This window comes from Paenibacillus ihumii, from assembly GCF_001403875.1.
Classification (GTDB): Bacteria; Bacillota; Bacilli; order Paenibacillales; family Paenibacillaceae; genus Fontibacillus; species Fontibacillus ihumii.
Window position 1 is genome coordinate 81,989 of record NZ_LN884297.1, and the last position, 24,286, is coordinate 106,274.

The following is a 24,286-nucleotide window of genomic DNA, read 5'->3' on the forward strand; positions in this document are numbered from 1 at the left end:
CCCTGAAGGTTGCTGGTACTTAAACGCCTGCTGGTTCGGCACATTTGCGAATGGGGAGTCCCTGCTCCAAAGCTGCCAAATTGTTTACCTATTTATCTGGAAAATGGGTTTGATGAAAAGGGGGATTTGTTAAACATTAAAGTACGCTAACAAGAATCAATCATTTTTCTGATTTAAACGTATTGTCAGAACGAGTATTTGTATGCAGCAATGACCTTAAACTGCGCCGAATAAAAACATGGAGAGGAACATGCTGGTTTGAAGACTTTTCTAATTATTGTGGGAATTATTTTGGCGATTGTGATTTTACTTATTGCGGGTTTGATTACAGCGAGCAAGCGAATTGAGAAAAAGAATAAGAAATTGCGACAAGAAATGGAGATGGCTAACCCTTTGCCGAAGGAGAAACAGCATTTGCTGGCCTATGGTGCCAATCTCGCTCTTTACCGGTCTGAGTCGCCACGTATACTGCCAGTAAAGATAGATCATGAAACCTTGAAGGATGGCCTTTCTTCCGCCTGGGACGTTAGTAATCAGGAGGAGGCTGTACAAACCCTGGAATGGCTGCTTACGGAAGGGCATCGTGCGAAATATGATGAGCTTCTTATGGCATTGAAAGCTGGACAGTCTTTCACAGAGGAGGAAGTGGGGAAATCACAGGAATGCTATGAATCCGCCCAAGAAGCGATGATGAAGAAGCTTTCCTTTGCGAAATCCGATTTTGACCGGGTGAACACGATTGCTGCCTGGGATTTTGACCGGGCTGTAAATATTGCAAGATGGAGCTGCATACTGGGCTATATAACCGAAGAACAGGCATGGGGCTATATGGAGAGAGCAGCTGATTCCGCCAGCCATATCTTCCAATCCTGGAAGGATTACTTTACTTCATTTGCATTTGGCCGAGCCCTTGCTTACGAAGGGAACATTTACGATATCCTTTGGAATGGAAAAGAATTGCTGGAGGAAAAGGACTCCATCTGGAATGAATTTGGCATTAAGCGATCCCTGAATAGAAAGTAACATTTGGAAAGGGTCTTTCAAGGGCTGTCCCCTCAGTCATCTATGATGGCTGAGGGGAGCCCCTTACTTTTAGAAAGCTATCTGTTTCTGCGGAATCAATTCTCCCTTGTCTGTGTCCTATTCTTTGGCTCATCTTATATAAGCTGTCGATCTCGAACACTAAATGGAATTCATGTATCTAACTATGCCCTAAACGAATGTTTCGGGAGATTAAATGGATATCATGCATTTAAAATCAAGAATTCAGCCTATGATAGCGATCTCCCTTCTTAATAACAACATGAAATCCATTTAAATCTACTTTTCTTTCTTTGCCACAGAAACTAACTACTATAAATCCATTTAGAACGTAAAATCCGCGATTTATGCTCGGCGTAAAAGGGAGCAGGGAGCGTGTTTGGTCACATCAAGGGCAACCCGAGGCAGAGAGCGTGGTTGGCCAAAGGGGAACCGACTGTTTTGCAGGTTTTCCCTGCAAAGCTTTAATAAGGTTTATGGGCAGTTTAGGCTTGTTGCCTTAGCCTACAATCTACTGAAAGTAGCAGGCCCTGCTTTCCTACAAAAGCCGTGGCCATAAAAAGGTTGGAGTGGAAACTTTACGTTTCCCTCCAACCTTTTATTTTAGGAACTTATTGCACAGCCGTCGGACAATTGTATAAATTCCATACTTACTTTTACGTGAAGTCATGTGCAAATGGAGAACCAGGGAATACCGCCTCTGGGTTCTTAGTTTGTAAGGTCGAAGGAGGCGACCTGAGCTTGAACAAAGCCCCATTTGAGGGCTTTCTCATCCCCTGGGAAACATAAAAAACTCTCCTAATGGAGAGTTGCTTATACGTCCCAGAAGGGATACTCGCGTTCCAGGCGCGAGACTTCGTTCGTCCTGCCGCTACGCATGGCGGGCTCACTACGACGAACCCCCAAGGGGTTCTCATCCCCGGGACGAAAAAACTCTCCTAATGGAGAGTTGCTTATACGTCCCAGAAGGGATACTCGCGTTCCAGCGCGAGACTTCGTTCGACCTGCCGCTACGCATGGCGGGCTCACTTCGACGAACCCCCAAGGGGTTCTCATCCCCGGGACGAAAAAAACTCTCCTAATGGAGAGTTGCTTATACGTCCCAGTAGGGATACTCGCGTTCCAGCGCGAGACTTCGTTCGACCTGCCGCTACGCATGGCGGGCTCACTTCGACGAACCCCACAAGGGGTTCTCATCCCCGGGACGAAAAAACTCTCCTAATGGAGAGTTTCTTATACGTCCCAGAAGGGATTCGAACCCCTGACCGACGGCTTAGAAGGCCGTTGCTCTATCCAGCTGAGCTACTGGGACACATTTTGACGCAACAGTATTATTATACCGCATTGAGTCTTTTTTTTCAAGACCTTAAACCGATATATCTATGGTTTCGAAGCAACTTTAATCCACAATCGAAAGTGTAGAAGATACCCATCGCCGCAGTACTTTTTTAAGTGTCCTGACCATGGGTACCTGTACACCTCATCTATCCGGCCCTAGCTTAAGCTTCGTATCTGGTTCCAGCTCTCGCGCCAGCTCTGACTCCAGCTCCGTACCTGATCCCGCCTACAGCTCTAATCACCGAGGCCGGCCCCAAACTCCAGATCCGTCCTCTCTCTTACTTAAACACCTCTACGCCATTCAGAATGAGTCTGTGTGTAATGACCGCATTCAGCGAATCCGATACAGAACAATACTTCATCGTTCCAAGTTCAATGGCCTTCCAAATCCGGTAATCCGGAATATCGCCGTCTACCTTGAAGATCAGCTCGATCGATGCAAATCCCTTTGGAGGCTCTTCCTTGCGGACTCCGTTCGTTACAATCTCAATTTTATCAATAGAGGACAGGAAGTTGTCCAGAATCATCGTTACATCGATGCCGATGCAACCCGCCAAGCTGGCTAGCAGTACCTCAACAGGGGAAGCACCATGGCCTTCTCCCCCCCATTGCGGAGTGGCGTCCATATTGACTGTGTAGCCGGAAGGACCAGCTGCCTGAAAAAATCTTTTACCCTGCCATGTTGTCGTTACTTGCATGTGGTTTACCTACTCTCTTTGTTCTATTTATGATATAGATGACAAGCTGTATAACGATTCTCGGATACTTTAAGCCATTCTGGCTGAACGCTGCTGCATTGCGGCATGGCATGAGGGCAGCGCGTATGAAATACGCAGCCTGAAGGCGGCTTGCGCGGACTCGGCACCTCTCCGGACAGAACAATTCGCTCTCTTCTCTTGTCTATATCCGGCTCGGGAATAGCTGAAATCAGCGCCCTTGTATAGGGATGAAGCGGATTTGTGAACAGCTCCTCCGAAGGGCCCATCTCCATCATTTTCCCCAAATACATGACCCCGACCTGATCGCTAATGTAGCGGACAACCGACAAGTCATGGGAAATGAACAGATAGGTAAGCGACAGGCGGCTCTGGAGATCCTCCAGCAAGGTCAGAACCTGAGCTTGAATGGATACATCCAGCGCCGATACGGGCTCATCAAAAACGATGAATTTCGGCTCCAGGATCAATGCCCGTGCGATGCCTACTCTCTGCCGCTGTCCCCCCGACAATTCATGCGGGTATCTTGAGGCATGCTTTGCCGTTAACCCTACAACCTCGAGAATGTCATTCACTTTCTTCACAAGCTCTTCCGCCGGTAATTTATAATGGGTACGCAGCGGCTCCTCCAAAATACGACGAACCGTCCACTTCGGATCCAAAGAGCCGAACGGGTCCTGGAATACCATTTGCATATCTGTCTTGAGCCTTCTCATCGCTTCCGTCCCCAGCTCCGTGATATCCGTCCCTTCGAACAGTATGCTTCCAGATGTAGGCTCTATTAATCTAAGCACGGTTTTGCCCAGCGTCGTTTTCCCCGAGCCCGATTCGCCTACGATCGCGAACGTTTCCCCTTTTTGAATCGCAAAGGAGACGCCGTCGAGCGATTTGGCAGCACCGGTGACCCGGCCGAACAGACCCGTTTTTACGGGATAATGCTTCTTTAAATCCTTAATCTCAAGAATGGGCAGCATCCGTATCCCCCCTATAGAGATGGCATTTGCATCTATGCTGATTGCCAAAGTCGTAAAGCGCTGGCTCTATGCTCACGCACACATCCATCCTGGAAGGGCACCGCTCGGCAAAGCGGCAGCCCGGTAAATACTCCGAAGGATGAGGAACCTGTCCGGATATAGCCTCCAGACGCTTCTTATCCCCCGAAAATTGAGGCATCGAATTTAGGAGGCCGATGGTATAAGGATGCTTCGGCTCCTTGAATAGTGTCCGAACATCCCCCTGCTCTACGATTTGGCCGGCATACATCACCGCTACCCGGTCGCACATTTCAGCCACTACTCCGAGATCATGAGTGATAAAAATAATTGCGGTTCCCCGCTCCTTCTGAAGCTTCTTCATCAGCTCGAGAATTTGTGCCTGGATCGTGACGTCCAAGGCTGTTGTAGGCTCATCCGCGATCAGAATGTCCGGGTTGGAGGCCATGGCCATCGCAATCATCACGCGCTGCCGCATGCCGCCGGACAGCTGGTGCGGATAGGCCTCCATAATTTGCTCCGGCGCGGAGATGCCGACTTCACCAAGCAGGGCAATCGCTTCTTTGTGGGCCTCTCTTTTACTCTTCTTCGAGTGCTGCCGTATCGATTCTCTAACTTGCCGGCCGATCTTGAAGACCGGGTTCAAGGCAGTCATCGGCTCCTGAAAGATCGTAGCAATCTGATTGCCCCGCACCTTCTGCATTTCGGCTTCGGACATGTCCAGCAGACTCCGTCCATGAAGGCGAATATCGCCTTCTGCGACCTTGGCCAGACCTTTGGGAAGCAGTCGCATAATGGATAATGAGGTCACACTTTTGCCACTGCCGGACTCCCCGACAATGCCAAGCGTTTCCCCGGCCTCCAGCTCCAAGCGAACACCGTTCACTACCCGTACCGTACCTGAACCACTGGCGAATTCGATAGACAGCTGATCGATTTCCAAGAGCTTTGTCATAGCTTAGCGGCCTCCCATGATAAATTAAAGTGGGCAAGACCCCCTATGCCCTTCGGCCCGGGGGTCCTTCTTCTTATTTGTGCAATGAGCTGAAGCGAATAATCTCATCCGGGTAGAAGATGTACCCTTTTACGTCCTTGCTGATTCCAACAATCAAATTGCTCTCATACAGGTACGCCCATGGAGAATCCGCCGTAACCTGTTTTTGTACTTGCTTGTACAGCTCTGAACGCTTCGCATCATCCGCCTCGGCATTGGCCTGCGCCAACAGGTCATCGACGACCTTGCTGCTGTAGCCGGTATAGTTGGAAGCACCTTTGCTATCGAGCAGGAATCCATAATGATAGGATGGATCATTGACCAGCGAGGTGTATTTGCCCAGAAAAGCCGCTGCTTTTTTATTGTTAACCAGCTCACGGTATTGTGCAGGAGCTACTTTGTTAATATTCAAGGTTACTCCGATTTGCTCCAGCTCCGATTTAAGCAGGACAGCAATGTCCTCATAGTCTTGAGTAGCGGAGCTGACGGTCAGGTCAAAGGTAAATCCATTCTCATAGCCTGCTTCTTTAATCAATTCCTTGGCTTTATCCAGATTGTATTCATACTCATTTCCCTCGGAAGTGAAATCCGGGGATTTGCTGGAAATCGAGCTCTTCAGCGGAGAGGCTTGTCCGAAGGCAACATCCTGAATCAGCTTGTTCTGATCAATTACGTAGTTTAAGGCTTGTCTTACCTTCAACTGGTCGAATGGCTCGAAGTTCGCATTCATGCCAAGATATACAATCCGGTTGGAAGATTCCGAGCTGATCGTGATGTTGTCTTTCTTCGATAAGCTTTCCACGTCCTTGGCCGGAATGTCCAGCGCTACATCAACCTCGCCTTTTTCAAGGAACATTTCACGGTTCGAAGCCTCTGCTACATACTTAACGATTACTTTGTCGACCTTTGGAGCGCCGTTCCAGTAGTCTTTATTAGCTACGAATACGGCTTCTGTAGCCGGATCCCATTTTTCAAGCTTAAACGCCCCGGAGCCTGCGGAATGCTGAGTCAAATAATCATCCGCTTGGCTCTCAGCCACTGATGGATCAACGATGGAGAAGGTAAAGGTTGCCAAATATTTCAGGAACAAATGGTTAGGAGCACCAAGCTTGAATTCTACCGTCTTGTCGTCGATTTTAGTAACGGATTGAATATTCGCCAGCGTATAGAGGCTTCCGCCCTCACCTTTGGTTTTAACCCGCTCAAACGAATACAAGACTGCATCTGCATTTACAGGGTTGCCGCTTTGAAAATTGGCTCCGTCGCGGAGGGTGAAAGTATATGTCGTCAAATCATCGGAAATTTTCCAGGATTCCGCTAGCGAAGGAACGACTTGATCGGTACGCCCCACGGTTTTGCCATCGACGGTTTCCGTAGCACTCGTTACAAGCTGGTCATATAGAGCAAACGCATATGAAGCCGAAGTCAGGTCCGCTGCATCATGCGGATCCATCGTTTGACCAGCCCCCTGCGAATAAGCGATCGTGATGGTTTGTCCTGCCGAGGAATCAGCCCCGGAGGATTTCTCCGCATTGGTCCCGGTGTTATTGCTGGCGGCTCCCTTTGGATTGGAGCTTTGCGCGCATCCGGATACTAGCGCCAAAACCAGTAAAGCTGAAATGAGAATAAATAATTTGCTTTTATTCATGTCTTCCACTCCTAATCTATGTTGTTAATTATTTTCTGGAGGATTGGCCATGCGGATCAAGAACATCGCGTAATCCATCTCCAAGTAAAATGAATCCAAACGTGGTTGTTGCAATGGCCGCTCCCGGAAACACCGTCATCCACCATTCGCCCGAAATAATATAATCACGGCCATACGAGATCATAGCGCCCCATTCTGCTGTCGGAGGCTTAACCCCCAAACCGAGAAAGCTGAGGCTAGAGGTAATGAGAACGGCCGATCCCAAGCCAAGCGTAATTTGCACAACGAGCGGAGCCAATGCATTCGGTAGAATATGCTGAAAAATAATCGAGGAATGCCGAACCCCCAATGCTCTGCTTGCTTCAATAAACTCCTTCTCTTTAATCACTACGGTCTGGCCGTACATCAATCGCGCAAATTCCGGTATCGCCACGATGCCGACTGCCAGCAGCGCGCCAATTAAGCCCGGGCCAATCGAGGCTGCAAGCGCCATAGCCAAGATCAGCGATGGAAACGCGAGCAAAATGTCCATAAATCTCATAATGAGATTACCGATTCTTCCTCCAAAATAACCCGCGATGGCGCCAAGCGGAATCCCAATCACACAGGCTATGCCTATCGCCACCATCCCTGTCCAAATCGTGACCCTAGCTCCATACAAAATCCGGCTGAAAATATCCCTGCCGAAATTATCCGTACCGAACCAATGAGCCATATTAGGAGATTGCAGCTTGTCCTCTGTTCTGATTTCATTTGGTCCATACGGGGCAATCCAGGGAGCCAATAATGCCAAGATAATCCATATCATTACTAGGGTTAAGCCGATGAATAACAGCTTTTTTGACGTAAATTTTCCTATGAAGCTTGTCCATGATCGTCTCATTGATTTATTCATATCTCACCCGGGGATCAAGAACCCCATACAATAATTCCACAATAAGATTAATGAATCCATACAATATGGCGCTTATAAGCGTCATCGCCTGAATGGGAGCGTAGTCTGCCGAAAGAATCGATTCCGTTACATAATTTCCGATTCCCGGCCATACAAAGATCGTCTCCGTAATCACGGCTCCGCCCAACAGTGCGCCGAATTGCAGACCAATTACCGTCAGAGAAGGGATTAATGAATTAACAAGACCGTGTCTATAAATCACGGACCTGTTCGATAATCCTTTCGCTTTGGCCGTCCTCATGAAATCCTGGCTGATCACCTCAAGCATGCTTGCCCTGATCATTTTAGTCACAATAGCCATCGTACCCATGCTCAGGCAGAGCGACGGCAGAATCAAATGATGCAGAGAGCTCTTCAGAGCGATCATATCCCAGCTTAGCAGGCTATCCAGCACATACAGGCCCGTAATATGAGTTGGCGGGTTAATGCCGCCGCTAATCCGTCCAATCGGAGCAGGCAGCCATCCAAGCTTGGCATAGAATAACGCAATCAGCAGCAACCCAAGCCAGAATATAGGAACAGATGATCCGATAAAGGAGAGCACCCTGGAGATATGATCAAAAATAGAATTTTGTCTGGAGGCAGCCGCAATACCGAGAGGAATGGCGACGACTAAAGCTATAAACATGCTTGCCAGTGTAAGCTCCAGGGTAGCTGGAAAACGAGAGGCAAAATCGGAGGCTACCGAGTGTCCCGTATGCCAGGCATACCCTAAATCTCCCCGGAGCAATTGCTTGATATAATCCCAGAATTGGATGTACAGCGGCTGGTCGAAGCCGTACTCCTGCCGAACCTTTTCTACAACCTCCGGAAGCGCCTGCTCCCCCGTAATCATTAATGCCGGGTCCCCTGGTAAAATTCTCGTCAAGATGAACGTGATCATAACGATACCTATGATACTTGGGATCATCATGGCTATACGTCTCAGCGCGTACTTTAGCAACTCACATCATACCCCTTCTCTTGCTGTCTGAAGCTGTCATATCCCAAGCAATCCGAAAAATTCGAAGTGAACGGCCTCGGCTGCCAATTCCTCTACCGTAAGTTCAGCCAGATTAGAATCGGCGGGATTAGGGCCAAACAGCCACCTCGCAACAATGCCCTCAATCAGACTCATCAGCAGCGCTGCCCGTATATGTATGTCTGATGATTCCGGCAGCATTCCCAGCTCAATGGCACGTTCGATATTGCGCCTGAAGGACTTCTCCATTTCAACGCGTGTTTCACGGAAGGCATTTCGAATGGCTTCCTCTTCGCCATTGCTCGTAAGCAGCAGCTCCATGAAATAACGATGCTCCTGAGCAAATCTGAAAATATCCGCCAGCAGGCGTCCAGACCCCTGGACCATTTCCTGCACAGTGCCGCCTTCCGTCCGATAGCCTCTCTGAATCACGGCGAGCAGCGCTTCTCTGCCCGACTCGATGATTTCCAGAGCTATGGCCTCTTTACTCTTGAAATACCAATAGAACGTGCCCTGCGCAACTCCAGCATCATTGACGATGTCCGAAATTTTAGTATTCTGATAGCCGTATTTGGCAAATCTCTCAACTGCTATATCCATCAATTGAGATTTTCTCGTATCACGTAGTCTAGACTGATTTACGCTTGCGATGAAAATCATTCCTTCCAGATTGACTGGTCAGTCAGTTTATTTTCATATCTTATAGGTTTAGTCGGTATTTGTCAATGGTTAAATCTCATGCCCAAAAAAACAAGCAACCCGATAAGGGTTGCTCTAAGGCTGCCGAAAAAAGCACATATAATGTATCTATTGCTGGCTGTTGTCACCGCTCAGTCTTTCCCTCAGCTTATCGGCAATATTGCCATAAGCGAGCAGCTGCTCCTTGAAGCTGGCGCGCTGCTCCGCAGGTTCAGGCCAGCCGGTATCGCCGAAATACTCTTCGGCCACCTCCGCATAGGCTTGATGAAGGCTGTTATCGTACCAATCGATCTCCAGGTCGGCCTCGCTCCGAATCATGCGGATAATTTCATAGTCCTCGCCTTCGTTCCCGGATCGTGCTACATACACAAACAGCTCGGGATCGCCGGCTGCCCCGGGCCATACCTGTATCTCGGCGCATTCCCGGCCGTTATGCTCCGCCAGCCGGCGAAACTTAGCTTCCTTAATATAGTACATATTCCATCGCTCCTCCTTCTTGTTGTAATCAGAGTTCGTCTTGCCCAGTCCCATAGCCGATGCGCTGGAGCTCCTGCCGGGTCTCCTCCGTACCCAGCCGGTAAATTTCCCGGTAGACCTTGTCCATCTGACTCTGGTACCCGCTGTTCACTTGAGCTTCAGGCGTATCCGGCCACGGAAATGTATAAGCCAAAAAGGAGCTGTCCGCCTTCTCCCCGAGCCGCTCCAGCATAACTCTCAAGTTGACTGCCTCCTCGTGAGACGCCTCGATCGTCCATTCATAAGCTGTGGCGCCCTGATCCTCCAGAACCGAACGTCCTGGTATGGACACATAATAACGCGTACCCACTGTCATTCCTCCTTATTGAGAACAACTTCACTGTAGAGCCAGCATGGGCAGAAAGCATGCAGAGCCGGCCGTATTTACCATTGTGTACAATGCGAAAAAAAACATGCACGAAAGAGACTGCGGCGCCCCTAAAAAAACAAAATTGCCAGTCCGGGGGATCCAGACTGGCATTTGCAAGGTTAATGCGTGGTTATTTTGTTTCAGCAGGCTTGCGCATCGTCAGTCCCACGCGCCCTTTTTTGGCGTCGACGGTAAGCACCCAGACCGTCACATTATCGCCCACGGACACTACGTCCATCGGATGCTTCACATAGCCGTTGCTGAGCTGGGATATATGCACCAGACCATCGTTCTTGATGCCGATATCGACAAATGCGCCAAAATCGATGACGTTGCGGACAGTACCCTGAAGCTCCATGCCCGGCGAGAGGTCCTCGATCTTGAGGACATCCGTACGGAAGATCGGCGGCGGAAGCTCTTCACGCGGATCGCGACCCGGACGCTGCAGGCTGTCGAGAATGTCCCGCAGCGTCGGTACGCCCACCCCGAGCTGTACGGCCAAGCTCTCCGGCTCCAGGCTGGAGAGCATTTCAGCCAGTTCCTTCGTACCCAGCTGGCTCAGCTCCACGCGAAGCTCCTGGAACAATTGAGTAACGACGCCATAGGATTCAGGGTGAATCGGCGTCCGGTCAAGCGGGTTCTCTCCCTCATTAATTCTCAAAAATCCAACGCACTGCTCGAAGGTTTTGGCCCCCAGCCGCGGAACCTTCTGAAGCTGCTTGCGGCTCGTGAATTTGCCATTCTCTTCGCGGTATTTGACGATATTCTTGGCAATCGTCGCATTGACGCCGGACACATAGGACAATAGGGATGGGGATGCCGTGTTCACGTCCACACCGACATGGTTAACCGCCGACTCTACTACCGCCGTAAGGCTCTCATCCAGGCGCTTCTGGGATACGTCATGCTGATATTGGCCGACGCCGATCGCTTTAGGCTCGATCTTAACAAGCTCGGCCAGCGGGTCCTGCAGCCGTCTGGCGATCGAGACCGCACTGCGTTCGGCGACATCCAGATCAGGGAACTCCTGCTGCGCCAGCTTCGAAGCCGAATAGACGCTTGCTCCCGCCTCGTTCACGATCAGATAAGCCAGCTCCGGATCATTGCGCTCCGCAATGACCTCGGCTACGAATTGCTCTGTCTCGCGGGAGGCCGTGCCATTGCCGATGACAATTAGCCCCACGCCGTATTTATCGATAAGTTCATTGAACTTAACAGCGGCTTCCCGCTTCTTATTGTTCGGCGGCGTCGGATAGGTTACCGCCACCTCCAGCAGCTTGCCCGTATCATCCACGACAGCCAGCTTGCAGCCTGTACGATAAGCCGGATCGACGCCCAGCACCGTCTTGCCCTTAACGGGCGGCTGAAGCAGCAGGCTCCGCAGGTTGGCCGAGAAAATCGATATCGCCTGCCGCTCAGCCTTCTCAGTTAACTCCGCGCGAACCTCCCGTTCAATCGAAGGGGCAATCAGCCTTTTATAGGCATCCTCGATCACGGTTTGCAGAATGGCCTCGGTCACGGACCGGCCTTTCAGGATCCGGCCGGCAATATGGCGATGGATGGCTTCGGCATCCAGCTCCAGCGATACCTTCAGCACATTCTCGCGCTCGCCCCGGTTGATCGCCAATATGCGATGGGGCGGCAGCTTCTTCGCCGGCTCACGGTAATCGTAATACATTTCGTATACGGATTCTTCCTCGGGATTCTTGGCCTCCGACGCAACTACTCCGTGATCCATGCTGTATTTGCGTACCCAGGCTCTGATGGCCGCTTCATCCGCAATCTCTTCGGCCACGATATCCATGGCGCCCTGCAGGGCTTCCTCGGCCGACTCCACGCCTAGCTCCGTATTGATATACTTTGCGGCTTCCGCCAGCGGCTCTCCGCCTTTGGGCTGTGATAACAGCCATTTTGCCAGGGGCTCCAGCCCCTTCTCCTTCGCGACACTGGCTCTGGTTTTGCGCTTCTGCCGGTAAGGACGATACAGATCCTCGACCTCCTGGAGCTTCACTGCCTGTACGATGGCCGACTCCAGCTCGCCGGTCAGCTTGCCCTGCTCGGCAATAATGCGGATGACTTCCCGCTTGCGAACCTCCAGATTCCGCAGGTACTGCACCCGGTCATCGATACCGCGCAGCTGGTTCTCATCCAGCTCGCCGGTCATTTCTTTGCGGTAGCGGGCCACGAAAGGAATCGTGTTGCCTTCATCCAGCAGCAGGACGGTCGTCCGCACCCCTTTTAAAGGCAGTCCCAGCTCTTTGGCTACCTGAGCCAGGATTCGCTCCTGAACCTCAGCCTCGATTTGCTCTGCATTTGCGGTCGTTTCCGGATTGATTTCAGTTTGTGACAAGGTCATCCCTCTTTCATCCTCAAATTCCACTGCTCCTATTATCACAAAATTTACGTCTTATTGCCAGCGAGGGTAATCTAAGAGGGGACCCGCCACAACAAGAAAAACGCTCCCCCGGCGTATTCCCAATAGAAAACAGATCGGTCGTTCTTCTTCGACATTAACGAAGAAGCGGCTTCAGCACGGTGTGTCTTATATCGTAACGACAAAAACACCGTACATGAAGTACGGTGTCTGATCATCGGTTTAGAAGTTCGAGTAGTTCCAATAATTATCCGGTGCAGATGCGGCAGCGATAATGACGATGATAAAGAACAGCATGATGAGCCCGTAAATAACGGTGCCGATAATGCCGCAAACCATTCCAGCTACGGAGAAGCCATGCCCTTTCTCATTGGTGATCTTGATTTCCTTAAAGGATAGCGAAGCAATAATAATCGCCACGATCCCTAAGAAAAAACCAATGTACGGAATAGCAATAGCCAAAATCCCCAAGACCAAAGCTGTAACCGATTTGCTATTCGTATTGGGTCCAGCAGGCGGTGTAGGCGGCTGGGGCGGTGCGGGCGGATAATTGTAATTGTATTGCCCGGAAGAATTATAATCCATTCAAAACGATCCTCCTCAGAGAAATAGATACACCCATTATACCAGATTAAGCCAATGAAACCATGCAAAATTGAAAATTTCATTCCTTTTCCATAGCGAATTTCCGCGAAAAATCGCAAATGGACACGCTTTATAAGAGATGAATTCAAGAAGAAAGACGCCTCTGCATAGGCAGGACGTCTTAAGGGACTACTCCCCTGTTACATCAAAAATCGATTAATCCAAGACTAATAAGCAGCGAATCGTTAACCTTCTTCATCGTCTCATCATCCAAATGGGTAATCTTGTCCGTCAATCTCTGCTTGTCGATCGTACGAATCTGTTCAAGCAAAATGACGGAATCCCGGTCAAATCCATGCGTAGCTGCATCAATCTCCACATGAGTCGGCAGCTTCGCCTTTTGAATTTGAGCAGTAATGGCAGCTACGATCACCGTTGGGCTGAATCGGTTGCCAATATCGTTCTGGATGATAAGCACAGGTCTTACCCCTCCCTGCTCCGAACCGACAACAGGGGAAAGGTCTGCAAAAAATACGTCGCCGCGCTTTACAATCAATGGTCACACCCCGCTAACTAGGCGGTCCAGAGTGCTGTCTGCATCTTCCTCCGCGTGAAAAGCTTCAGAGGCCATGGTTAAATTGATCTTGGCCATTTCCATGTAGCCACGCTGCATGGACTCCCGGATGAAGCGCTTCTTCCGTTCGTTCAAATACAGTTTCATGGCCTGCCTAATAAGCTCACTACGATTGGAGTTCTCCATAGCTACGATCCCATCCACTTCCTGTAATAGATGATCCGGCAAGCTGATCATAATTCTTTTGGTGTTCTGCATATTGGCCATCTTTAAACATCCACCCCCAAAACCTTGTCGACCCAGATCCTTGTGACTCAGTATAGCAATATTCAAGGATATTTATACAAAAGAATATATGCTAAGTGTATATCAAGTATGCTGCATTTCATTATAACCAAAATTGGCATGAGCGTACATACCTGATCATTTCCATCTTTATGATTCGAGCATAATGTATATCATTCGATGGACCTAGCATAAATTCCTTCCATAGGAAGAAAGTTTTGTAGTTTTTTGTCTGCCTTTTTAGGCAAACAGCGGATTTACCAAAAGATGCGGTCTATTTGTGCCTATGTATAGACGGGGCACACGATGAGCCAACATACAAATCAATTCATAGGGAATGGTGCCGAGCATGGAGGCCAGTTCGTCCGCTGTAATCGTTGCACCGGACTGCTGGCCGATGAGCACAACCTCCTCACCGACTTGGATTTCTTCAGCTTCTTCAGCTAAAGATTGTAGCGAAACCATACATTGGTCCATGCAAATCGTTCCCACAACGGGGACGCGTCGTCCGCGAATGAGTACCTGCGCCTTACCGCCAAGCATCCGTGAATATCCATCGGCATAGCCTATCGGCAGCGTTGCGATAACCTCTTCCCGCTCCGTCACGTATTTCGCTCCATAGCTGACGGAGGAATGCGGCGGCAATGTCTTCACATGCACCGTTTCCGTCTTAAGAGACAAAACAGGCTGAAGCAGAACCTGCTCCTTATGAACCTCATCTGACGGGTAGAGACCATACAAAGCGATGCCGATCCGCACCATCTGGCACGAAATTTCCGGTAAGTCAATTGCAATCGCGCTGTTGCCTGTATGTATAATCGGGATATCCAAATCATAATGCTTCAGCGCATGAACTACATTCTGAAAAAGCCGGTATTGTTCCAATGTATAGCTCTTATTTTGTTCATCCGCTGTAGCAAAGTGGGTAAATAAGCCCTCCACCTCCAATTGCGGCAGGCTCATCGCATCACGGATGAAATCCAACGCCTCATCTCCAGGCAGGAGTCCGAGGCGCCCCATACCGGAATCGATTTTGATATGGACCTTCAATTTGCCAGGATACTCGCCGGGATCAATTGCCTTGATCGCGTCAAGCACTTCCTTGCTGAAGAGCGTAAGCGTGATTCCATTCTCCCACGCTGCACGTATTCCGTGCGGAGGGGTATATCCCAGAACTAGAATCGGAATGGCCAGACCTGCTTGACGCAGCTCCAAGGCTTCGTCCAGGAAGGCTACGCTCAGATAGTCAGCCCCATAGCGCTCAAGTTCTTTGGCGATAGGAACAGCGCCATGTCCATATGCATTGGCCTTAACGCAGGCTAACAGCTTCATGTCAAACGGTATTCTTCTCCGAAGAGCAGTATAGTTGGCATAAAGCGCGTCTAAATCGATTTCGGCATGGGTAGGTCGATACTTCACTTGCACTTTGTAGGTCACCTTCTCTAATGAGTGAAAAATCCATCATCAAACAATACATTAATCGTAATGTTCCTGAAGGCGACTGTCAATTATACAGAATAAACCATTTTGTGCATATGAAGTTATTTTAAACCATAATCCTCTTTTATCCAAATAAAAGAAGAGACAGACCGACGGGTTCGGGTAGCTCCTACTGCCTATCCGAAGAACCGCAAGTCCGCCAGCCTCTTACTCATTTACCCGTTTGCTCCTCCATAGACGCGGCGATTTTTACCATTTCGCTCACGGGAAGATTGTCGCTTGTAATGCGGAATTCCAGCCCATCCATCGTCCAGGTTAGAGTCTGCAGCTCATCGCCTGTCAACAGGCCGGCCGTAAACCCGAGATCGATGACTGTTCCGGCTACCAGTGAAGCGGTGCGATCCGGGGAACGGGATTCGGCCAATGTGAATTGGTATGTACCGTCATAACGGAGCAGCACGCTGCTTCTATCACTATCATCTACGACTTTGTCATCTTTATACACAACGCCCTCCGGCAAATATGTCGGAAGAATAACGCCGAACGGCTCACTTAGCGCCGGAGCTGCTGGCCCCTGCGCTTCTGCTCCCTGATCCTCAGCGTCTGGTCCGGAGGCCTCCTTGCTCTCGACGAGCATTCCGTTCTCGTCCACCTCGAGGAGCGTTCCTTTTGAGTGTTGACCCGCCGTATCCAGGTTATGCTGCATATCAAAGGATTTATCATCAAACTTGGCATCAAAATTAAACTTATCAAATTTCACTTCGACCACGACCTTCGCTTCGGCATCTGAGACCTGGACCTGCTTTGGCGCATAGTCATTTTTGGCCAGCCATATTTTTTGCCGAACAAGGGCATGGGTATTGTAATTTGCAGCCACATCGAACACATAGCTATCCTTATCGCTTACAAATTGGCGAGTGTTGTCGCTAAGGATGCTTCGCACAAGCGTCTGGTACAGGTAGACCTGACCTTGGTTTTCGGGCCAGTCGCTTTGAAAGCGGAAGCTCTTGTTCAAGCTCGGCGTCAACACGTAGACCCCCTGATCGTTCTTGAGAACGATTTGCGTAATGTCCTTCTGAGCATTCGTCAGGGCAATCCGATAATAAGACGGATTCTGATACCATACCTCTACCTTATACTCCTGGGGCTTATCCCCCGTATGAAGCGTCATCGTTCCCGAGCCTTGGTAGCTCTCCAGCTTCGTAACAACTTTGTCCAAATCCTTGACAACACCATCAGCGTCCTTCTTGCCGCACCCGCTCAGCACTGCGCTCAAGCATATCACTATGACTAACGCCCAAGTGATCCGTCGCATGAGATCATCCCCTCTGCAGATTGATTTCCTAAACTGATAACATGTCTATGAGGGAACTTGGCCGATTATGCGGACTAGTTAGACAAGGGTGAACAGGTAGGCGATGCCACGTGCCGACGAACGGTAAACTGTTCGGAATTCCGTTGAGATTAGGCTGCTCGGGGATGAGGTTTATGAAGAACTGGGCCCAATAGAATGTTATAAATAGAAGAATAAGCCCTATGAATTCTCATAAGGCTCCTTTCAATGATGATGTCCCTTTACTCCAATTTGATCAGTCTTCATAATTTAATATCTATAAAACCATTGTTTTGCTTTGGCTGGCGATCGGGTTGAATCAAGTCGCTTGGCGACGGTGGAAGCGGGGCTTCCCCCATTTCAACTGCGGACTTTTTTTGTTTTTCCATTTCCATCTTTTTTTTCATCAGCTGCTGAATTTGAAGATCGATTAAATTGATTTCCATTTTGAGCGCTTTGATTTTTTCCTCTTTAACTTTTTGTTCATCATCACTATGAATAACATCGGCAATTTTTTGAAAAATAGCTTCTTTTCGCCTGTTCAGCATTTGAATTTGTTTGTCGATGCTGGCCTGTCCGCTTGTAATTCCACTCATTGGAAGCGCAGCAGATACCTTCATGTAAGAAGCCTCCTTATATTAAGAAATACTCGCATTAGTTCTACCCTAATATATATATCGGAAATTTGCCGTCCATATTGAATTGCTTAATGGCGACCCTTTTGAACTGAATTTCCAGCATACTAACTCGACTAACGGCTTCTGATGTTGCCGTTGCCGGTCTAGCAGCAAGGAACGATTCAAGGATCCCAGCCATTCAAAAATAATACGTCAAAGGATTCTTTCAAATGGATAGACCACGCATAGTCCTTATCATTAAATAAGGGGCCTGCGTATAAATCATGCATAAGTTGCAGCTGATCTGCCGTCAAATCCCTTTGAGCGGACAATCCTCTAATGATATGGAAATCAATTTCCGCCTCTCCCTCTACTTCGAGCACATAGCCTTCATTAATTACCCTAATCGACAAAGGTAAGGAATATTTCTCAAACGTCTTTTTCATGCGGTAAATCGTATTGTAGACATTATGTATGGCTCTGGAACTATCCATCTCCGGCCATAGCATATCCGCAATGATCCATTTGTTTACAATCTGCCCTTCCTTCACGATAAAATAAGCAAACATTTCTTCTGTTTTTTTAGTTGGCCACTTCACGATTTCTCCGGCTTTATTTGTCGTTTGAAACGAACCGAAGCATTGCACCTTCATAACAGACGCTCTGGATTCTATAGATTGTATCGCCAATAATTTTTTTATCTTTTCCAATTTGGATGCGACGGAGTCGATCGCTTTACGCGTAATCGGCTTCAGCAAATAATCCACTGCCTCGACGCGAAAAGCCTCTAGCGCATACTCTCGGTAAGCCGTCGTAAAAACGATTTGCATGAACTCATTCTTTACTTGCTCCGCCAATTGCAGGCCATTTATACCCGGCATACCAATGTCGATAAAAAGCACGTCAGCCTCCAAGCCCGGAATGTCTTGCAAAGCCTCGAGCGGATCAGAATAAGCCCCGACAAGCTCATACTTCGGATGCTCGCCTACATATCTTTTCATCATATTTAGGGAAAGCAATTCATCCTCTACGATAACTGTTCTAAGCATGACATTTACCTACTCTCAAGCTTATTTATGTCGCGGTGACGAAGCGCGGTCAAAGAGCAGTACATTTTGTGAGAATTCTGTGAGTCAAACGATGTATGATCGTACATTATGCCCAAAATAACGAGTCGCCGAGTTGAACCTTATTCCATGGGGATTTGAATACTAATTCGGCCAATACCGTCCGTTAATTAATAGTTTCACAAATTTGTAACTAAAAACATCAATAAAGGAAGGTTTGAAACCAAGATGAAGTTGAAGCATTTGCAAAAAAATTCAATCATGCTCATTTTGTCCAGCGTCTCTATATTTCTATCGCTAGGAACACATGCCGCACACAAATATACGTCTTTATTCGATGCCCACAAAGCGTTGAACGGCATCAGCAATTTGACACAGGGGCTATCCTTGTTCAAGAATCTGCTCTTTCTCATTCCAATTATCCTGCTGGCCTGGAGCCTCTTTATTTACCGGAAAAATGCACAGTCCCCGGCTTTGCCCTGGCTGGTCAGCACAACGCTGACATTCAGCAGCATTTCCATTATAGCTGGCGGTGACGGATTCGTAGAATACCATTTCTCCATATTCATGACGATCGTCATTATCGCCTACTATGAAAATATCAAAATCCTAATCTACAGCACCGCGATATTCACACTGCACCATTTGGCCGGCTACTTCTGGTTCCCGCAGCTGCTCTGCGGCACATCCGACTACCGCTTCTCACTGCTGCTCATCCATGCCCTCTATTTGATTCTTACGAGCGGTGCAACGATCTGGTTCGTCTATTCCAAGAAAATACATACCGGCGAATATGAAAGAACGGTGGCTTCCCAGCAGAAGGCCATCGACGAAGTTCTCCGCAACATGAACGCTTCCAGCGAATCGGTGCTGAAGGCAGTTGCCCAGCTTCTGTCCGGCGCCAGCCAGTCCGCCAAGGCCAGTCAAGAAATCGTAGTCTCCATAGAAACGATCTCGATGGGGGCATACGAGCAGTCGAATAAGCTGGGCTCAGGGGTTAACAGCGTTCAAACCATGCTGGAGCAGGTAGAGCATATTAATGATAACGCCAATAGGGTCACGGAGAATTCTCAGGCAACCTCGCTCCAGGTTACTGCCGGACAGGAGAGAATTCATTCGCTGGCAGGCCAGATTCAGGTTATTACTTCCGCCGTCAACCACGTGAACGAGGTCATCCATCAGCTCGCAGACAGCTCGCGGGAAATCGAGAAGCTTGTGGATCTTATTTCATCCATCGCGGATCAAACCAACCTGCTGGCGCTGAACGCCTCGATCGAAGCGGCCCGGGCGGGAGAGCATGGAAGCGGCTTTGCCGTAGTCGCTGCAGAGGTCCGCAAGCTGGCCGGCCAATCGAATGATTCCGCTGCCGAAATCCACAGAAACGTCCAGACCTTCCAGGGCCGCATTGATCAGGTGTTGAGCGAGATGAACCTCAGCTTGGGAGAAGTGGAGAAGGGACTGGAGCAACTTGCGGAAACGCAGCATGTCTTCGAAGAAATTTCAGAATCATCGAGCAAAGTGGATCTGCAAATCAAGGAAATGTCCGTTGCAACCGACTTGCTGCTTAAGCACTCTAAGCAAACCAATGACATGATGATGCAGACGTCGGAGATCACCTCGGCCTTCTTCGCGAACATCGAAAAAATATTATCCGCCGCAGAAGAACAATCCGCTTCCTCCGACTCGGTCCATGATATCGCCGTGGAATTGGAATCACTCGTTACCGAGCTCGGCGCGATCGTGAAGAGCATCAGAATGAGTTTATCGGCCGATGAATCCTAGCCAGACTGCAAAAAGAAGGCATACGGCGCTTAGAGCCGTATGCCTTCTTGATAATCCTACGCAAACCTGCTATTCAAATTGTGTAATAAGCTTCAACAATACAACGGCAGCCTCTCCTCTTGTCGTCAGCGCCTGCGGCTGGAAGCGAATGTCGGGTGTGCCAATCATAATCCTCTGCTCCGTTACCCGCAGAACGGCCTGCTGCGCCCATCCGGAAATACGGTCAGCATCCCCGTACAACAGACTGCCAGTTCCTTGCGCAGCATCATCGATAGCCGTTGGCCACCTCGAAGCGCTGGCTTGAGCCAGGATTACCGCCAATTGTTCGCGCGTAATCGGCGCATCCGGAGCGAATACGCGGTCACCGTAGCCGTGAATCAGCCCATAGTGCTGTGCTGCGGCAATGGTCTTCTGCGCCCAATGTCCTTGCACATCGTCAAACACAGGGGCGTACCTTCCGGAATCCGGCGCCTCTAATTTCAGAACCCGAACCAGCATAGTGACGAACTCGGCTCTCGTTAGCTCGCGGCCAGGCTGAAAGCTTCCATCAGGATAACCTTTAACATAACCCCTCCTTGCAAGCTCACGGATCGCTCCACCAGCCCAATGTCCATCAATATCGCTTAAGGATACCTGGCTATTATTATCGCTGCATCTGGCTCCCGCCGAGCATTCAAGTTCAACCTCCGGAAGACCAGGCTTGGAATAATCTCCTGTCTCCTTAGCAGGAGCGGCGGTGTCCCCTTTGGAAGGAGTACCGCTGCTGTTGAAAGGGCTGCCGCCACTAGAAGGCGATCCTCCGTTACTGCCGCTATTGCCCCCGCCTCCCTGCCCGCCGTCATCAATAATAGGCCGGGGTGTTACTTTCACCGTCCGTACAACCTCTTCAGCTGCATTCCCCGCTGCATCAGAGACGTTATAGCGCAGTATATACTCGCCGGCAGCACCTGTGTCTACCTGGCCGGACACCCTGATCTTACGGGAAATATCTCCGTCTACATCATCTGCAGCTGCGGCTCCGGGATCTTCAAAGGAGCTGCCTTGTACAACGCTTATAATCGGGTCGCCCTTTAACGTAATAACCGGCCGGTTGCGATCAATATTCGCAATTTCGATTTGCTTCACTGTTTCATTGCCGGCCTCATCCTTAGCATAGAAGCTGATCCAGCCGTTATCCACAGCGGCTATTTCTGGCAATAGCGGATCCCCGTAAAACTCGAAATAAGATGACTCATGAAATCCGAACGCCATTTTTTTTGCGACCAAATTCACTGGTGAATATACAGCTGTAGTCACGGTGACGTTCTGGTTCGTAGATGCCGTCGGAAATACCATAAGCTTAATAACGGGGACATCCCTATGGATATTCGTGATTTCGATCGTTTGTATAGCAGCATTGCCGGCACGATCCTTGGCGTAAACTGTGTAAATATCATTCAACTCAGCTTCAAAGGAGCCTGATCCCCCAAAATCCGTACCGGCCAGCTCAAAATAACTGACAGGCTGATCTCCAGCCGCCCATTTCACTTCACTGATTCCGCTTAAACGGTCATATACGTCGGCGGTTACCGTCACGCTCTGGTTGGTCGGCTGACCGTTCCCAATGCTGAGATGAATCGTTGGCTCAGTTCCATCATAATGGCTGACCTCAATCGTCTCTACAGCTCCATTTCCCGCGTGATCCTCAGCGTAGATCGTGTATTCTCCATTTCGGCTGACCTGGAAATAATCCTGGAACGATCTCCCCCCGCCATTTTGAAAGAACGAAACGGGATGTCGCCCTTCACTCCATTTCAGGGCTGCGTGATCATCCGTATTGTCGTTAGCAGCAACGGTGATCGTGACAGGCCGATTCGTCCAATCCATTGAATCCAAGCTTACATCCAATCGGGGAGCCTCTATATCAATCCGGCTCACCTCAATATCAGCACTAACCTCAAAGCCGGCTTTGTCCCTGGCATATACCGTATAAACTCCGTTCTCATGCACGAGGAATTGGATATCGTCCGTATCCAGGGCAACCCGCTGCTCATTCGGCCCTTTCTTGGACCATTCCAGCTTGGCGATCCCGCTTCCGTTATCGGAATAGAGGATATTTACGGCAAGCGGCTGATTACTCCAGCTCGTTGAAGATAAAGAGAGGGAGAGGCTCGGGCCGGTCTTGAAAATATTCGTTACGGACATCGTCTGTACAGTTTCATTCCCTGCATTATCCCTGGCATATACCGTATATATGCCATTCTCGGAAACAAGGAAACTGTCGTTAAATACGCTGCCTCCCTGGGCGAAATAGGCAGCATTGAGATCTCCCTTGGCCCACTTCAGCTCTGCTATTCCGCTCTCCTGATCAAGCGCGCTGACATCAATGATTACATCCTGACTTGTCGGCGCCCCCGTGGACGGCGTTAATGTTAGGCTTGGCGGAATGAGATCGATTTGATCGATGGTAATGGTCTGGAACGTCTCATTGCCAACCTGATCCGCGGCATAGACGGTATACTTGCCATTACTACCGGCAAGAAAATTATTATTCACGATTAAGGTGCCGCCCGAACGAAAATAATCAGCTGCCTGCTGCCCAGCAGCCCATTTGAACTGCCCCGAATTCAAACCGCTCTGAACGTCTTCTGCATTGGCCGTAACCGGAATCGGCTGATTCGTCCATCCCTGCTGCGTCGTAAAGACCTCCAGCGTCGGTGCCAGGCGGTCCATATTCGTAACTTCAGTGACTGCGACGCTTTCATTGCCGACATGGTCTTTCGCGTACCAGGTATACTTCCCGTTATCGGTGGCAATAAAGTAATTTCCAGGCACTGTGGTTCCATATTTCCGCATGGATGTGGCATCATGTTCGCCCTTTAACCATTTTTGTGCAGCAACGCCAGAGCCATCATCTCTGACGGAACCAACGACGTACACATTCTGCTGCGTCCAATCTGCAGGTGAATGCCTAAAACCAATGATTGGCGGGGTTTTATCAACTTGAACCTTGCTCCCGTCCGTAGTTGTGTCAAGCTGGCCGCGCCGCTGTCCTGTTTCGTCCTCATATTCGAGCATAAAGGGGACAGTACCTTCAGGAACGGAGGAATCCAGCGTCAAGGCAGCCTTCCAATTTTTACGGTTGCCATTTTGCACTGCCTGGACCTCCTGCCCGGCAATTCGTACGACGGGAGGCTTCAGATAGAATGCAGAAGAGATAGATAGCGTCACCGTATCTCCAGCCTGAGCATACTTCGGAGCATTCGGATTACTCGATGAAATACTCAGTTTCTGTATCGTATCGATGTTTAACGTATAAGTGCCCGAAGATCTGCTGTAATCAAGCGTTTTGGTCTCGCCGCCCCAAGAGCTCTCAAAAGAACTTAAGGTAGCCCATATCGCTTCCGCTGGAACCGAATCCCCTTCCAGTACAGTGACGCCGTCCAGGCTGTATCTGTATTTTTGGTTGTAAATCGGATTCTTTTCGCCAAAACCGCCGTCGAAATTGCTGACCGTGATCCATCTGACATCAGTCGGAAGCCCATACCAATAGTCCGTGATGAATTTTTTCTCGGTCGTAACTCCGTCACGGCTATAGTAGATTTCTACCCCCTCATCCAAACCTCGGAATGGAAGAAACGTAGCCCACTTCGCGTTGGAAGGCAGTTGACTAAAGTTTAAATCAATATAGAATAATTCCTTTCCATCGCTATAGCGATGCGACATCGATGCGAATCCGCTCGGATTGTAATTAATCATATAGATCGCTTCGGCTTGAATCTGCTCGGCTGAAGCTCTGCTTGCCGGTCCGGCAAATAAGAGCGTCGCGGTAAAACAGACCATCGACAACAAACCAATAAAACTTTTTCTACCCGGGTATTTAATAATGTACTCTCCTTTCTGGATCAGCCCGCCCTGACCTATCTCTTTTAAATTGTAGATTGTAAAAAATGAAATAAATATCCCCCGACCGAGGGATTTTTCCCAACACCTGCATTAAAAAAGGACGCCGTCCGGCGT

At 49.3% G+C, this 24,286-nt stretch carries 20 protein-coding genes and 1 tRNA gene; 2 read left to right on the forward strand and 19 right to left on the reverse strand.

Going from position 1 to position 24,286, the window contains the following annotated elements; all coding sequences use genetic code 11:
• The first annotated feature begins 279 nt into the window (after positions 1–279).
• Entirely contained in the window at positions 280–1,023 is a 744-nt protein-coding gene (locus BN2762_RS03190; RefSeq protein WP_230202408.1) for a DUF1266 domain-containing protein, read from the forward strand.
• 1,256 nt (positions 1,024–2,279) lie between these two features.
• Here the strand turns inward: BN2762_RS03190 and BN2762_RS03195 are convergent.
• The 18 genes from BN2762_RS03195 to BN2762_RS03280 all read right to left on the reverse strand — a co-directional run bounded on the left by BN2762_RS03195 (position 2,280) and on the right by BN2762_RS03280 (position 18,487).
• Positions 2,280–2,353: transfer RNA gene (locus tag BN2762_RS03195), tRNA-Arg, on the reverse strand.
• A gap of 304 nt (positions 2,354–2,657) precedes the next feature.
• Positions 2,658–3,077, reverse strand: a complete 420-nt coding sequence (locus tag BN2762_RS03200) for an OsmC family protein (protein WP_055105593.1) — start codon at positions 3,075–3,077, stop codon at positions 2,658–2,660.
• 23 nt (positions 3,078–3,100) lie between these two features.
• Complete coding sequence (locus tag BN2762_RS03205; protein ID WP_055105594.1) at positions 3,101–4,069, reverse strand: ABC transporter ATP-binding protein; 969 nt, start codon at positions 4,067–4,069, stop codon at positions 3,101–3,103.
• Entirely contained in the window at positions 4,053–5,042 is a 990-nt protein-coding gene (locus tag BN2762_RS03210; protein ID WP_055105595.1) for an ABC transporter ATP-binding protein, read from the reverse strand. Before BN2762_RS03210 ends, BN2762_RS03205 begins: the two co-directional genes overlap by 17 nt.
• Positions 5,043–5,115: 73 nt before the next feature.
• A complete protein-coding gene (locus tag BN2762_RS03215; protein ID WP_055105596.1) occupies positions 5,116–6,729 on the reverse strand; it encodes an ABC transporter substrate-binding protein in 1,614 nt (537 codons plus the stop codon).
• A 28-nt stretch (positions 6,730–6,757) separates the two neighbouring features.
• Positions 6,758–7,624 carry an ABC transporter permease gene (locus BN2762_RS03220; protein WP_074048558.1) on the reverse strand — a complete coding sequence of 289 codons (867 nt, stop codon included), beginning with the start codon at positions 7,622–7,624 and terminating at the stop codon, positions 6,758–6,760.
• A complete protein-coding gene (locus tag BN2762_RS03225; RefSeq protein WP_055105598.1) occupies positions 7,617–8,627 on the reverse strand; it encodes an ABC transporter permease in 1,011 nt (336 codons plus the stop codon). Before BN2762_RS03225 ends, BN2762_RS03220 begins: the two co-directional genes overlap by 8 nt.
• A 36-nt stretch (positions 8,628–8,663) precedes the next feature.
• Complete coding sequence (locus tag BN2762_RS03230; protein ID WP_083484745.1) at positions 8,664–9,245, reverse strand: TetR/AcrR family transcriptional regulator; 582 nt, start codon at positions 9,243–9,245, stop codon at positions 8,664–8,666.
• A 207-nt stretch (positions 9,246–9,452) separates the two neighbouring features.
• Entirely contained in the window at positions 9,453–9,875 is a 423-nt protein-coding gene (locus tag BN2762_RS03235; protein ID WP_316246756.1) for a hypothetical protein, read from the reverse strand.
• Positions 9,850–10,170 carry a hypothetical protein gene (locus BN2762_RS03240; protein ID WP_392391557.1) on the reverse strand — a complete coding sequence of 107 codons (321 nt, stop codon included), beginning with the start codon at positions 10,168–10,170 and terminating at the stop codon, positions 9,850–9,852. The genes BN2762_RS03235 and BN2762_RS03240 overlap by 26 nt, the downstream gene beginning before the upstream one ends.
• A gap of 190 nt (positions 10,171–10,360) precedes the next feature.
• Complete coding sequence (locus BN2762_RS03245) at positions 10,361–12,586, reverse strand: Tex family protein (RefSeq protein ID WP_055105601.1); 2,226 nt, start codon at positions 12,584–12,586, stop codon at positions 10,361–10,363.
• 240 nt (positions 12,587–12,826) lie between these two features.
• Positions 12,827–13,189, reverse strand: coding sequence for a DUF4190 domain-containing protein (locus tag BN2762_RS03250; RefSeq protein WP_055105602.1), 363 nt, complete (start codon positions 13,187–13,189; stop codon positions 12,827–12,829).
• A gap of 205 nt (positions 13,190–13,394) precedes the next feature.
• The gene (locus BN2762_RS03255) at positions 13,395–13,745 is read right to left on the reverse strand and encodes a type II toxin-antitoxin system PemK/MazF family toxin (RefSeq protein WP_055105603.1); all 351 of its coding nucleotides are present in this window, start codon (positions 13,743–13,745) and stop codon (positions 13,395–13,397) included.
• Between the two features lie 3 nt (positions 13,746–13,748).
• Positions 13,749–14,030 carry a CopG family ribbon-helix-helix protein gene (locus tag BN2762_RS03260; protein WP_019638235.1) on the reverse strand — a complete coding sequence of 94 codons (282 nt, stop codon included), beginning with the start codon at positions 14,028–14,030 and terminating at the stop codon, positions 13,749–13,751.
• A gap of 258 nt (positions 14,031–14,288) precedes the next feature.
• Complete coding sequence (alr, locus tag BN2762_RS03265; RefSeq protein ID WP_055105604.1) at positions 14,289–15,473, reverse strand: alanine racemase; 1,185 nt, start codon at positions 15,471–15,473, stop codon at positions 14,289–14,291.
• Between the two features lie 226 nt (positions 15,474–15,699).
• Complete coding sequence (locus tag BN2762_RS03270) at positions 15,700–16,803, reverse strand: LolA family protein (RefSeq protein ID WP_055105605.1); 1,104 nt, start codon at positions 16,801–16,803, stop codon at positions 15,700–15,702.
• Between the two features lie 281 nt (positions 16,804–17,084).
• A complete protein-coding gene (locus BN2762_RS03275; protein WP_055105606.1) occupies positions 17,085–17,441 on the reverse strand; it encodes a hypothetical protein in 357 nt (118 codons plus the stop codon).
• A gap of 179 nt (positions 17,442–17,620) precedes the next feature.
• Positions 17,621–18,487 carry a response regulator gene (locus BN2762_RS03280; RefSeq protein WP_055105607.1) on the reverse strand — a complete coding sequence of 289 codons (867 nt, stop codon included), beginning with the start codon at positions 18,485–18,487 and terminating at the stop codon, positions 17,621–17,623.
• Positions 18,488–18,739: 252 nt separating this feature from the next.
• On the opposite strand from BN2762_RS03280, the gene BN2762_RS03285 reads away from it, so the two are divergent.
• On the forward strand, positions 18,740–20,287 hold the full coding sequence (locus tag BN2762_RS03285; protein ID WP_222861010.1) for a methyl-accepting chemotaxis protein: 1,548 nt from the start codon (positions 18,740–18,742) through the stop codon (positions 20,285–20,287).
• 69 nt (positions 20,288–20,356) lie between these two features.
• Here BN2762_RS03285 and BN2762_RS03290 read toward each other — a convergent pair whose 3' ends face one another.
• Positions 20,357–24,109: an S-layer homology domain-containing protein gene (locus BN2762_RS03290; protein WP_055105609.1), complete on the reverse strand. Its 3,753-nt coding sequence runs from the start codon at positions 24,107–24,109 to the stop codon at positions 20,357–20,359.
• Between the last annotated feature and the right edge of the window lie 177 nt (positions 24,110–24,286).